Origin of the sequence: Phytohabitans rumicis (assembly GCF_011764445.1) — a bacterium.
In the GTDB taxonomy this organism is placed as follows: Bacteria; Actinomycetota; Actinomycetes; order Mycobacteriales; family Micromonosporaceae; genus Phytohabitans; species Phytohabitans rumicis.
Window position 1 is genome coordinate 4573263 of sequence record NZ_BLPG01000001.1, and the last position, 12489, is coordinate 4585751.

The 12489-nt window shown below is 71.0% G+C and carries 13 protein-coding genes and 1 pseudogene; 10 read left to right on the forward strand and 4 right to left on the reverse strand.

Features of this window, described 5'->3' with window-relative positions:
* Positions 1 to 13 precede the first annotated feature (13 nt).
* Positions 14 to 466, reverse strand: coding sequence for an NUDIX domain-containing protein (locus Prum_RS20505; protein ID WP_308785362.1), 453 nt, complete (start codon positions 464 to 466; stop codon positions 14 to 16).
* A gap of 104 nt (positions 467 to 570) precedes the next feature.
* Here Prum_RS20505 and Prum_RS20510 point away from each other — a divergent pair, with 104 nt between their 5' ends.
* From Prum_RS20510 to corA, 3 genes are all read left to right on the forward strand, one after another.
* Positions 571 to 963: a CBS domain-containing protein gene (locus tag Prum_RS20510; RefSeq protein WP_173077989.1), complete on the forward strand. Its 393-nt coding sequence runs from the start codon at positions 571 to 573 to the stop codon at positions 961 to 963.
* A gap of 19 nt (positions 964 to 982) precedes the next feature.
* A complete protein-coding gene (locus Prum_RS20515) occupies positions 983 to 2077 on the forward strand; it encodes an aminotransferase-like domain-containing protein (RefSeq protein ID WP_173077991.1) in 1095 nt (364 codons plus the stop codon).
* Positions 2078 to 2316: 239 nt separating this feature from the next.
* The gene (corA, locus tag Prum_RS20520; protein WP_371871247.1) at positions 2317 to 3462 is read left to right on the forward strand and encodes a magnesium/cobalt transporter CorA; all 1146 of its coding nucleotides are present in this window, start codon (positions 2317 to 2319) and stop codon (positions 3460 to 3462) included.
* A gap of 44 nt (positions 3463 to 3506) precedes the next feature.
* On the opposite strand, the gene Prum_RS20525 is transcribed toward corA, so the two are convergent.
* Complete coding sequence (locus tag Prum_RS20525) at positions 3507 to 4004, reverse strand: hypothetical protein (protein WP_218577299.1); 498 nt, start codon at positions 4002 to 4004, stop codon at positions 3507 to 3509.
* Positions 4005 to 4112: 108 nt separating this feature from the next.
* Between Prum_RS20525 and Prum_RS20530 the strand changes: the two genes are divergently transcribed.
* Together Prum_RS20530 and Prum_RS20535 are read left to right on the forward strand one after the other, a co-directional pair.
* A complete protein-coding gene (locus Prum_RS20530) occupies positions 4113 to 4658 on the forward strand; it encodes a peptidylprolyl isomerase (RefSeq protein WP_173077994.1) in 546 nt (181 codons plus the stop codon).
* Positions 4659 to 4700: 42 nt separating this feature from the next.
* The gene (locus Prum_RS20535; protein ID WP_173077996.1) at positions 4701 to 5630 is read left to right on the forward strand and encodes a rhomboid family intramembrane serine protease; all 930 of its coding nucleotides are present in this window, start codon (positions 4701 to 4703) and stop codon (positions 5628 to 5630) included.
* On the opposite strand, the gene Prum_RS20540 is transcribed toward Prum_RS20535, so the two are convergent.
* A complete protein-coding gene (locus tag Prum_RS20540) occupies positions 5607 to 6020 on the reverse strand; it encodes a PH domain-containing protein (RefSeq protein ID WP_173077998.1) in 414 nt (137 codons plus the stop codon). The genes Prum_RS20535 and Prum_RS20540 overlap by 24 nt on opposite strands.
* Before the next feature lie 24 nt (positions 6021 to 6044).
* Here Prum_RS20540 and Prum_RS20545 point away from each other — a divergent pair, with 24 nt between their 5' ends.
* The 5 genes and pseudogenes from Prum_RS20545 to Prum_RS20565 all read left to right on the forward strand — a co-directional run bounded on the left by Prum_RS20545 (position 6045) and on the right by Prum_RS20565 (position 10525).
* Entirely contained in the window at positions 6045 to 7190 is a 1146-nt protein-coding gene (locus Prum_RS20545) for a thiolase family protein (RefSeq protein WP_173078000.1), read from the forward strand.
* 59 nt (positions 7191 to 7249) lie between these two features.
* Positions 7250 to 7732 (forward strand): hypothetical protein, encoded by a 483-nt coding sequence (locus Prum_RS20550; RefSeq protein WP_173078001.1) that lies wholly within the window; start codon positions 7250 to 7252, stop codon positions 7730 to 7732.
* A 184-nt stretch (positions 7733 to 7916) separates the two neighbouring features.
* A complete protein-coding gene (locus Prum_RS20555; RefSeq protein ID WP_246277995.1) occupies positions 7917 to 8594 on the forward strand; it encodes a response regulator transcription factor in 678 nt (225 codons plus the stop codon).
* Positions 8587 to 10001: pseudogene (locus tag Prum_RS20560) on the forward strand (sensor histidine kinase). The gene Prum_RS20555 and the pseudogene Prum_RS20560 overlap by 8 nt, the downstream one beginning before the upstream one ends.
* Positions 10002 to 10036: 35 nt before the next feature.
* Positions 10037 to 10525 carry a hypothetical protein gene (locus tag Prum_RS20565; RefSeq protein WP_173078003.1) on the forward strand — a complete coding sequence of 163 codons (489 nt, stop codon included), beginning with the start codon at positions 10037 to 10039 and terminating at the stop codon, positions 10523 to 10525.
* A gap of 65 nt (positions 10526 to 10590) precedes the next feature.
* On the opposite strand, the gene Prum_RS20570 is transcribed toward Prum_RS20565, so the two are convergent.
* Positions 10591 to 12483: a hypothetical protein gene (locus Prum_RS20570; RefSeq protein ID WP_173078004.1), complete on the reverse strand. Its 1893-nt coding sequence runs from the start codon at positions 12481 to 12483 to the stop codon at positions 10591 to 10593.
* Between the last annotated feature and the right edge of the window lie 6 nt (positions 12484 to 12489).

The following is a 12489-nucleotide window of genomic DNA, read 5'->3' on the forward strand; positions in this document are numbered from 1 at the left end:
GATAGCGCCGTGTTCAGAGGCCGAGTATGTGGAGCGCGGCGAAGCCGTCCTCGGTGATCTTCCGGATCAGGCCGTGGTTGACGTCGCGGTGCTCGTCGAATACGTCGAGCTCACTCTCGGTGATCCAACGGAACTCGGTGTGCTTGCCCGCCTCCAGTCGAGGGTGGTCCAGGTCGCCATCAACTCGTACCAGAAAATCGGCTTCTGTCCGGTCTATTCCGTCGTTGCCGGTGTATGTGTACTCGCCGACCGGGCCGAGCACCACCGAGATCGTCCAGCCGGTCTCCTCCCGCACCTCCCGGCGCAGGGCCTCCTCGACGCTCTCTTCGGGTTCCAAATGGCCACCGACGATGTCCCAAATATTGGGAAACAGGCGCCGATCGGGTGACCGGCGCTGGATGAAAATGCGCCCGTCGTCGTCGACGATCAAGGCGCCGGCGCAGCGTAATGGCTCCGTGGGCACCACCCGAATCTATCTACTTGAGTGCTCCGGGGACAGAACACAAGTCTTGTAGTTCTGTCTTCATGCGGGCGACCATGTTCGTACGGTGCCTTCAGGGGTGATGTGCGATGCGTGTACGCGATGCCATGTCCAGCCAGGTTCTCGTCGTCGGTCCCGAGCACACGCTCCGGCAGGCTGCGCGGATGATGGCGACCCGCCGGATCGGGTCCGCCGTCGTGATCGACCCGGACTCCGAAGGAGTCGGGATTATGACCGAGCGTGACGTGCTCAGTGCCATCGGTGCCGGGCTCGACCCGGACGTGGAGCGCACCTCCGCCCACCTCACCTGGGACGTGGTGTACGCCACCCCGGAGTGGACTCTCGAAGAGGCGGCCGCGGCCATGGCCCGGGGCGGCTTCCGGCACCTCGTCGTCCTGGAGGAGAGCGAGGTGCTGGGCGTGATCTCGGTGCGCGACATCATGCGCGTGTGGGCCCAGCAGCGGAGTGCCGCCAGCGTGTGACCCCGTACGCTGGACAACCATGACCGCCGAGCAGTTGATCTCTTTCGCCCGTGGTGCGCCCTCGCTGGACATCGTCGACGTCGAGGGCCTCAAGGCCGCTGCCGTCCGCGCCTTCGACGCCGATCCCGGTGGGATCACGGCGTACGGCACCTCCGTCGGCTACCCGCCCCTGCGGAAGTGGATCGCGAAGAAGCACGGCGTCTCCGTCGACCAGGTCCTCGTCACCAACGGCTCGCTGCAGGCCGACGCGTTCCTGTTCGACTACCTGGTCGGAGCCGGCGACGCGGTGGTGGTGGAGCGGCCGACGTACGACCGCACCCTGCTCAACCTGCGCTCCAAGGGTGGCGAGATCCACGCGGTCACCATCCAGCCGGACGGCGTCGACACCGACGAGCTGCGCAAGCTGCTGGAGTCCGGGGTACGCCCCAAGCTGGCGCACATCATCCCGAACTACCAGAACCCGGCCGGCGTCACGCTGTCGCTCGCGAAACGGCGGGCGCTGCTCGACCTCGCCACCGAGTACGGCTTCACGATCTTCGAGGACGACCCGTACGCGGACATCCGCTTCCGCGGCGAGGCCCTGCCCTCGATGCTCTCGCTGGACGACAAGGGCGTGGTCGTGCATGCCTCCAGCTTCACCAAGACGGTCTGCCCTGGTGTACGGGTCGGCTACCTCGTCGGGCCGGCGCCGCTGATCGCCGACATCGCCAAGCGGGCCACCAACCTCTACATCTCGCCCGGCATGGTGGCGCAGGCGATCGTGCACCAGTTCTGCGCGTCCGGCGACATCGACCGGTCGATCCAGACCGTGTGCACCGCGCTCGGCGAGCGGGCGAAGGTCCTGGCCACCTCCCTGCGCGAGCACATCCCGGGGGTCCGGTTCACCGAGCCGGACGGCGGCTACTTCCTCTGGATCGAGCTGCCCGACGACGTACGCGCCGACGACGTCTTCGCGGCGGCCGCCGAGCGGGGCGTCGCGGTGGTCAAGGGGAGCGATTTCCTGCTGGAAGGCGGCGAGCACGCGCTGCGCCTGGCGTACTCCGCGGTGACCGTCGACCAGGTCGACGAGGGCGTGCGCCGGTTGGCCGCCGCGGTCGAGGCGGTCCGCGCGTAACAAGTTTCCGGTGTCGGATTTCCGACAATGAGTGATCTTCGCCGGCCCAGGGTTCCCCTCGGGCCGGCGATCGGCTCACAATGCTGCGAGCGCCAATCGCTAGCTATGCGGTTGACCCCATAAGCACAACCCCCCGCCCCCACCGGCGCCGGGTGGGCCGCTCGCACCCCCCACCCCCGACGCGGCCGGTCCACCCGGCGCCCTGTTTCGGGGGTAACCCGTCAGAGCAGAATTGCGCCATGGCGGATGACGGTGTGACGCGTGCGGATGGGGGACGGCCGCTGTCGCGTACCTGGACCGATCCCGTGCGGCGGGTGATGACCAGGATGTTGAGCCCGGCGGACGCGGCCAACCGGCGGCCACTCGCGCCCTCGTCGGAGCACAGCGGGATCGTCGACTGCGCGGTCTACATCGAGGGCGAACGCCAGCCGGGCGAGTGGCACTACGCCGAGGCGCTGGCCGCCGCCCGCCGCGAACGCCAGCGGCACGCCTTCGTCTGGCTGGGCCTGCACGAGCCGAGCGAGGCGGAGATGGCCGACATCGCCGAGACGTACGGGTTGCACGAGTTGGCCGTCGAAGACGCGGTCAAGGGCGAGCAGCGCCCCAAGCTGGAGCAGTTCGGCGAGGTGAGCTCGCTGGTGCTGCGTACCGCCCGGTATGTGGGGCACGGCGAGCTCACGGAGACCTCCGAGGTGGTCGAGACCGGCCAGGTGATGCTCTTCATCGGGCCGGCGTTCGTCATCACCGTGCGGCACGGCGACGCGTCCAAGCTGTCGCCGGTCCGCGCCGACCTGGAGTCGAAGCGGGAACTGCTGGAGCAGGGCCCGTGGGCGGTGGCGTACGCGGTGACCGACCGGGTGGTCGACCTGTACGTCGAGGTCGCCGACCACGTCGAGGGCGATCTCGACGCGCTGGAGGCCGAGGTGTTCGCGCGCAACTCGCACGGCCGGATCCAGCGGATCTACCAGATGAAGCGCGAACTGGTCGAGTTCAAGCGCGCGGTGCTGCCCCTGCAACGGCCGCTGCAGACGCTGACCGCCCAGGTCAACCGGGAGGTGCCGAAGGAGATCCGGCGCTACTTCCGGGACGTCCAGGACCACCTGACCCGTACCGTCGAACAGATCAACTCGTACGACGACCTGCTCAACTCCGTGCTCCAGGCGCGTCTCGCGCAGGTCACCGTCGATCAGAACAACGACATGCGCAAGATCGCTGCCTGGGCGGGTATCGCGGCGGTGTGGACCGCGATCGCCGGCATCTACGGCATGAACTTCAAACACATGCCGGAGCTCGACTGGACCTACGGCTACCCGGTCGTGCTAGCGGTAATGCTGACCATCTCCCTGGCCCTGTACCGCCTCTTCCGCCGCAGCGGTTGGTTGTAGCTGTCCCCGGCTCCACCGTGGTGAAGCCGGGGACACGTTCATGATCACCGAACAGAGTCGGGCGCTGGCGCGGGTTCCTCCAGGGGGGCCGTGGGGTCGATGGCCTTGTTGGGGTCGTACTCCTGCCACTGCTGCTGCTTGCGGCGGCGCATCACCAGCGCACCGGCCGCCCCCACAGCAGCACCGGCGGCCAGTAGACCGGCCAGCATCGGCCAACGATTCCGCGACATGCGCGACTCCTTCTTGGTCGTGACGGACCGTGCCTTGCTGCCGGCCTTGCGCGTCGTACGGCCGGCCTCGCGGGCCCCGTCCAAAGCCGCGACGGCCAACGGTGCGAGCGCCGCCATGGTGGACTCCCACCCCTGTGACGCCGCGCTCTTGACGCGGTCGACTCCGTCGGCTGTCCGTGGACCCATGGTCGCCCCGACCCCACCCGCGGCATGCGTCGCCGCCTGCATGAAGTGATCGAAACTCTCGCCCAGTTCAGCCTTGACCAACTGGCTGCGGGTCTTGCGCCGCCCAATCCCGAGCACCGGTCTCACCTCCTGACCCTTTCTCCTCGTCATCCTGCACCTTTGGATGCCTCCGACGGGCCGGAACGGGCACATGGGAGGATCCGCATGGAACTAACCAACAACTGAGGAGTACCCGTGGCTGACGCTCTCTACGCCACCCTGCACACCAACCACGGCCCGATCCGGTTGGAACTCTTCCCCAACCACGCGCCGAAGACGGTCCGCAACTTCGTGGAGCTCGCCCAGGGCACGCGGCCGTACACCAACCCGAACACCGGGCAGCCGGGCTCCGGGCCGTACTACGACGGCACGATCTCGCACCGCGTGATCAGCGGCTTCATGGTGCAGATGGGCGACCCGACCGGCACCGGGCGCGGTGGACCGGGCTACACCTTCGAGGACGAGATCCACCCCGAGCTGAGCTTCGACCGCCCGTACCTGCTGGCCATGGCCAACGCCGGGCCCGGCTACAACAACCAGGGCACCAACGGGTCGCAGTTCTTCATCACGGTCAGCCCGACGCCGCACCTGAACCGCAAGCACACGATCTTCGGTCAGGTCGCCGACGAGACCTCCGCGAAGACGGTCGACTCGATCGCCAACGCGCCGACCTCGGCGGGCGACCGTCCGGTCGAAGACGTTGTCATCGAGCGCGTGGAGATCCACGGCGCCGGTGCCTGACAGGTACCGTCCCGCGCGCGTCTGACAGGTACCTTTGCCTGCATGAGTGAGTCACCCGTGACCGTGCCGGTCTGTTACCGCCACCCGTCGCGGGAGACATACGTCCGGTGTGTCCGGTGTGACCGCCCGATCTGCCCGGACTGCATGCGAGCGGCCTCCGTCGGGCACCAGTGCCCCGAGTGTGTGGCCGAAGGACGGCGTACCCAGCGGCCGGCGCGCACCGCCTTCGGGGGCAGTGCCGCCGGCCGTGAGGGGTACGTCACCAAGGCCCTCATCGGCCTCAACGTGATCGTCGCGCTGATCGGCCTCGCCCTCTCCGGCGCGGACTCGCTCCTCGGGGGTGGACTGTTCACCGACGCCGGCCAACTCCAGCAGATCGGCGGGGTGATCGGCCCGTCGATCACCGACGTCAACGGCCGGACCTTCATCGGCGCGTTCCCGCAGTCCGGCGACGTCTACACGGGGATCACCGACGGCGCGTACTACCGGCTGATCACCGCGATGTTCATCCACTACGGCCTGATCCACCTGCTGCTGAACATGTGGGCGCTGTGGGTGCTGGGCCGCAACCTGGAGGCCGTGCTCGGGCCGGTCCGGTTTCTCTCGCTCTACCTGCTGGCCGGGCTGGGCGGCAACGTCGCCTGCTACCTGTTCAGCCCCGACAGCCTCTCCGCGGGCGCGTCGACCTCGATCTTCGGCCTGTTCGCGGCGTTCTTCATCATCCTGCGCAAGCTCAAGCGGGACACGTCCGCCGTCATCGGCATCCTGGTGGTCAACCTGGTCCTGACGTTCGCGGTGTCCAGCATCTCGATCGCCGGGCACCTGGGCGGCCTGGTCACGGGCGCGATCGTCGGGGTGATCCTGGCGTACGCGCCGCAGGCCAAGCGGGCGTTGATCCAGGCGGCCGGCTGCGGTGCGGTCCTGCTCGCGCTGGCGGCGGCCACCGCGCTACAGGTAGCCGCGCTCAGTTAGCGCCTGGGCCACCTCGCCGGGTGGCACGCCGAGGTCGTAGACGGTGAAGAGGTGCAACGAGTCGCCCGCGTCGATCTCCAGCATCTCGGTGCGCATGCCCATGCGGGGTCGCGTGTCGACGCGTACCCCCTCGATCTGCGACCAGGCCAGGTGGCGGCGGCCGGCGAATCCCGCGACCACGGTGACCCCCGACGGGTCCGCTTCGAGCCGGACCGGCGCGAGCAGGTCGCGCGCCGCCCACAGGGCGAGGGCCGCCGCCGCGACAGCGGCGAGCCCCAGCCGGACCACGTCCCCGTCGGCGAAGAGCAGGCCGACCGCGAGCAGCGCGCCGGCTCCGACGAGCTTCACGAGCGGCAGCTTCCGCGGTACGCGCCACCTAAGGGAATCCATTTACCAGAGGGTAACGTCGGACCTATGAGGGACGCTGTCATCGTCGGCGCGGTGCGTACTCCCGTCGGAAAGCGCAAGGGCGGCCTAGCCGCCGTCCATCCGGTCGACCTGTCGGCGCACGTGCTGCGGGCCCTGGCCGAGCGCACCGGGCTCGACCCGGCCGACGTCGAGGACGTCGTGTGGGGCTGCGTGTCCCAGGTCGGCGAGCAGTCGTGGAACGTCGGCCGCAACGCCGTACTCGGCGCGGGCTGGCCGGAGTCGGTGCCCGGCACCACGCTCGACCGGCAGTGCGGCTCCAGCCAGCAGGCGGTGCACTTCGCCGCCGCGACCGTGCTGTCCGGGCAGGCCGACCTGGTGGTGGCCGGCGGGGTCGAGTCGATGACGCGGGTGCCGATGGGGTCGAGCGCGGCCGGCCAGTGGCCGTTCGGCGACGGGATCCGCGAGCGCTACGGCGACGATGGCTTCAGCCAGGGCGTCGGCGCGGAGATGGTCGCGGCGCGGTGGGGCTTCACCCGCGGGCAGCTCGACGAGTACTCGCTGGCCAGCCACCAGAAGGCGGCGGCCGCGCAGGACGCCGGCGCGTTCAAGCGGGAGATCGCCGCGGTTGGCAGCCAGCAGGGTGGCCCGGTCGACGCCGACGAGGGCATCCGCCGCGACACCTCGCTGGAAAAGCTGGGCGAGCTCGCCACGCCGTTCAAGACGGACGGGGTGGTCACCGCGGGGTCCGCGTCGCAGATCTCCGACGGCGCCGCGGCGCTCGCGATCACGACGTCCGACTGGGCACGCGAGCACGGCCTGCGGCCGCTCGCGCGCATCCACACCGCCGTGGTCGCGGCCGACGATCCGGTGATCATGCTGACCGCGCCCATCCCGGCCACCGCGAAGGCGCTGCGCCGTGCGGGGCTGGGCATCGAGGAGATCGGCGTGTACGAGGTGAACGAGGCGTTCGCCCCGGTACCGCTCGCCTGGTTGGCGGAGACCGAGGCCGACCCGGAGCGGCTCAACCCGCGTGGTGGCGCGATCGCGCTGGGGCACCCGCTCGGCGGCTCCGGCGCCCGGATCATGACCACGATGCTGCATCACATGCGGGACAACGACATCCGGTACGGGTTGCAGACCATGTGTGAGGGCGGCGGGATGGCCAATGCCACCATCCTGGAATTGCTGTAGATCAGTGGAACTTCCGGTTTAACCCGCGACAAAATTCATTAGCACATCGTTAACGGAGCATGGACGTCTTCTCCCGAACGTTCTTGCCCGCCGCCGCCGAAGCCGGCGTGGCCATCCCGACCGTGAGCCGCCACATGCCCGTTTTCCGGCGCTGTGTGGAGTCCGACGACGCGACCGTGCTGGTGACCCGCTGCCTGCGTCCGGACCGGCCCATGCAGGGTGAGTTCATGCTCCTGCTGACGTACCGCCGGCTCGTGGTGACGCAAGAGACCCGCGTGTTGCACCGGCTGCGGCTGCACCTCAACACCGAGCTCCGGCACCTCAGCAACGTCACGTGGAACCCCGACCCTCGGCTGTCCGCGGTCGAACTGGCCGCCACCGCCATCGACGGGGTTCGTGAGCGGTTCTGGATCAGGACCGGTCACTCGAAGCAGGTCTGGCACCTGGACGCGCTACTCAGCCACGCATTCCGTCCCCGTCTGGTGGCCCAGCGCGCCCAGCAGGCATCCCGCGTTCAAACGCCCGTGCCGGCTGCCGCCTGATGAACCTTTTTCAACCGGACAGCGCGGCACTTGCGCCCCGATCCTCCCCTGCGGCCACGACGGACCGCAGGGGAGGTTGAAAAAGGTTCACTAGTTGGGGCGTCCCACTCTCCCCGTATGGGGCGCCCCGACCCTTACCTCCCTCGAACACTGTGTTGCCGCCCAGTCCTAGATGATGGTCGGCGTGAGCCAAAACGGCCTGGTCCTCGTCGTGGAAGACGAGCGCTCGATCGCCGACCTGGTCAGGATGTACCTGACCCGGGACGGCTTCGGCGTGCACGTCGAGCACGACGGCACGGCGGGTCTCGCGGCCGCCCGGCGCCTTCGACCGGTCGCCTGCGTCCTCGACATCGCCCTGCCCGGCATGGACGGGACGGAGATCTGCCGGCGGATGCGGGACGGCGGCGACTGGACGCCGGTCATCTTCCTGACCGCCCGCGACGACGAGGTCGACCGCATCGTGGGCCTCGAACTGGGCGCCGACGACTACGTGACCAAGCCGTTCAGCCCGCGCGAACTGGTCGCCCGGGTCCGCGCGGTGCTCCGCCGCACGGCCGGTACGCCGGCGGGCCGGCCACTTTCCGTCGGTCCCATCACGCTCGACCCGGAACGCCGTACGGTGACCGTCGAGGGCGCGCCGGTGCTGCTCACTTCCACCGAGTTCGACCTGCTGGCGCACCTGATGGGCCGGCCCGGCCGGGTGTTCACGCGGGAGGAACTGCTGGCCAGCGTCTGGGGGTACGCCGCGCACACCGGCACCCGTACCGTCGACGTGCACGTGGCTCAGGTGCGGGGCAAGCTGGGCGCCGGCGCGGCCGTACTGCGGACCCACCGGGGCGTCGGGTACGCGGCCGATGGCTGACCGCCGTGACCTGACCGTCCTGCTGCCCGTGGTGCCGCGGCAACGGCTCGGCCGTACCCTGACCGCCCGCGCGGTCCTGTCCGGATGTGCGGTGGCTGTGGTGTCGGTGCTGGTCACCGCACTGATCGGGCTCCCGATCGCGGCGCGTGCCGTGGAACGGGAGGCGCGCGAGTCGCTCACCGCGCAGGCCCAGTTGGCCGCCAACCTGCTCCGCCCGCGCCTCGACCGGGGGCGCACGGCCGACGAGGAGCGGATCATCCGGCAGATGCAGACGCGGGAGGTCACCGCGTACCTGATCCGGCACGGCGAGGCGGACCGCCCGGGGCTGCCGGCACAGGTGATCCGCCGGATCGCCGCCGGGCAGGACTTCGCCGGCCGCCGCCTCGTGTCCGGTCGACCGTCCATTGTGGTCGGCCGCGCGCTCCCGGACGGGAACGGCGTCGTGCTGGCCACCCCGGCCACTTCGGGGCTGTGGCGGCAGGTCCTGCGTACCCTCTGGCTGCCGCTGCTGGCCGGCCTCGCCGCCGGGGTCGGCGCGGGCGCCCTGCTGGCCCGGCGGCTGGCCCGGCCGATCCGCAACGCGGCGACCGCGGCCGCCCGGCTGCGCGCCGGCGACCGCAAGGTCCGCGTGCCGGTCGAATCACCGCAGGAGGCCGCCGACCTCGCGTACGCGCTGAACGACCTGGCCGCCGCCCTGGCCACCAGCGAGGGCCGGCAGCGGGAGTTCCTGCTGTCCGTCTCGCACGAGTTGCGCACCCCGCTGACGGCCATCCGCGGGTACGCCGAAGCGCTCGCCGACGGGGTGGTGGCCGCCGGGGGTGCGCAGCGGGCCGGCCAGACCATGCTGGCCGAGGCCGAACACCTCGACCGGCTGGTCAGCGACCTGCTCGCGCTGGCCCGGCTCGAGGCGGCCGACTTCCCCTCGTACCGGCCCGGATCGACCTCGCCACGCTGGTCCGGGACGCCGCCGAGGCGTGGGGCGGCCGGTGCGCCACCGCCGGCGTGGTGCTGCGGGTCTCGCTGCCCGCCGAGGGGCAGATCCCCGCGTTCACCGATCCCGGGCGCATCCGGCAGGTGGTCGACGGCCTCCTGGAGAACGCCCTGCGGATCCTGCCGTCGGGCGCGCCGCTGGTGCTCGCGGCGTGGGCACAGCCCGACGCCGCCGTGCTCGAGGTCCGCGACGGCGGACCCGGCCTCACCGACGAGGACCTGGCCGTCGCGTTCGAGCGCGGCGCGCTCCGGCAGCGCTACGAGGGGGTACGCAAGGTGGGCAGCGGCCTCGGCCTGGCGCTCGCCGCCGGGCTGGTACGCCGGCTGGGCGGCACGATCGAGGCCGGCCACGCACCCGAGGGCGGCGCCCGATTCACGGTCACGTTGCCTTCTTACGAGACCCGTACATCGGCTTGACCGATTCCTCGCCCGCATGGCCGAGCCTGAGACGCATGAGACGCATCGGAGTTGTCGTAGGTATCGCGGTACTGGGCCTGGCGCTCGCCGGCTGCGGGGGCGTACCGGCACCCTTGGACCTGGGTGTGGACGGGCAGGCGCTGGCCGTCGCGGGTTTCGAGCAGGCGGACCCGGCGCCGTCGTCTTCTCCCTCCGTCAACGAGCGGCGGGAGCGCCGCAAGGACAGGGCCCTGCTGCGCAAGAACGTCCTGCACGGCGAGGTGGTCGTGCAGACCAAGGACGGCGGCACGACGACGGTGGCCGTCCAGCGCGGCGAGGTGACCGCGATCGACGACTCCTCGGTGACCGTGAAGTCCACCGACGGCTACACCGCGACGTGGACGTTCGGCGACAAGCTGCGGGTGGTCGAGCGCCGCAATACGGTCCAGCCGAGCGACATCACGCCCGGCACGCAGGTCGGCGTCGCGGGCGCCAAGGACGGCGACAAGTACGTCGCCCGCCTGATCCTCGTCCCGCTCCGCTGAGGTGCAAGGAAGGGCACCTTGTTATCGCTTTTTGCATAACAAGGTGCCCTTCCTAACAGCTCAGCTCAGGGCAGCGCGTAGCCCGCGTAGCCGTTCCACTCCAGGCGCCAGCCGTCGGGGACCAGGCGGTCGCAGGCCGCGCGGTCGCCGGTGCACACGATCGCGTCCACGGAGGCCGGGTCCGCGGGCGGGTGCTTGGGCAGGACGGATTGCAGCGCCACGAGGTCCCGGTCGCCCAGGAGCAGCCACCACGGGTACTCCCAGTTGTCGTTCTGCTCCACGATCCCGATCCGCTGGGCGCCGGCCGCCGTCACCTTGTCGGCCGCCCAGCGGAACTCGTCCGCCCAGGCCGGCCGGCGCAGGAACCGGGTGTCCCAGCCGTCCGTGGTCAGCAGCGAGCCGGTGCCGACCAGCCGCCGCGGAAAGCCGTACGACACGGCGAGCAGCCCGGCCAACGCCGACGTGGCGAGCACGGCCACCACGGCGAGCGTGGCGAGCGAGCGCGCACGAGAGCGGGACAGCACCCGCTCCAGCCACAGTCCGGCCAGCGGGGCGGCCAGGACCAGCGCGTACACCAGGAGCCGGTTGCCCCACGGCTGCCACTTGATCATGGCGGAGTGCAGGATCACGCACGCGGCGCACGCGGCGGCGTACGCCCGTACGCGGGGCTTGGGTGGCCTCGCCAAGGCGAGCACCCCGCCGATCAGCACCAGCGCCCCGGCCAGCGGAAACGAGACCCGGTCCTCGTCCGGGTACCAGGCCCGCACCGGAAACTCCGTACGTCCGAAGGTGGTCGCCCGGTCCTGCGGGTCCACACCGATCAGGTCCGCGAACCCGGTGATCGCGGCGGCGCTGGCGGATCGCAGCGGGGCGATCGGGGTGTCCAGCGCGGTCTGTCCGATCCGCAGGCCGTTGACGAGCACCGAGCCCGGGTCGTGGCGCTGCATGGGGACCGAGTCCCGCAGCCGCGGCGGGCCGAGCGGGTGCCCGAACTCGTCGTACACCCGGAGCAGGAACGGACCCGCGAACGCCGCCGCGACGAGGACGACGCCCAGTGAGGCCGCGACCGTACGCCAGCGCGCCAGCCGGAGCTGTGCGACGCCCCACAGCACCAGCATCGGCCCGGCGCCGATGAGGCCGCTCGTCTTGGTGATCGCGGTGAGGCCGGTGGCGGCGCCCAGGGCCAGCACCGACGCCGGCGTGGCCCGGCGGGAGAGCCCGTCCAGGGCCAGCGTGGCCACGCATCCGGCCCATGCCGCCACGACCAGGTCGGTCTGGGTGCTGGTCGCCTGGAGCGCGACCATCGGCGTGGTGCCGACCACGAACGCGGTCACGAGCTGCGCCCGCCGGCCCCCGCCCAGCTGCGCGGCGATCCGGGTCGCCACCACCAGGCAGCCGACCCCGGCCGCCCATTGGACCAGGTTGTACAGGCCGTCCCCGCCGGTCAGCAGGCGCAGGTGCAGCAGCAGGTACTCGGCGCCGGGCGGGATCGTCACCTGCCGGTGGATCGCCGTCGGCCAGAAGTCCAGCGAGCCCTGGGCGGCCCAGTGCTCCACCTTCGGCAGGTGGTACGTCTGCGAGTCGAAATTGTTGGGCTCGGCGAGCAGCGCGATGACCAGGTCGACCAGCACGAGCCCGCCGACGGTGCCGGCCAGTGCCCACTCCGCGCGGGTCAGGGCTGGCCGCCCGAACGCCAGCGGAGCACGCCGCCGCCACGCCAGCACCACCGCCGCCAGCAGCCCGACCAGCCACGCCAGCGCCAGGGCCGGCGCGGTGAGCGCGTCGAACGCGCCCAGGACCTCCACGCTGAGCACCGCGTACCCGCCGACCACCAGGGCCGCCCGGACCGCGGCCAGCCGCCGCGGCGCCACCACCTCGGCACTCGGACGGAGGGCGTACGCGATCGCGGCGAACGCGAGGGGCGGCGCCGCCACGAGCGGCGCCCAAGCTGCCGGCATGCGCCG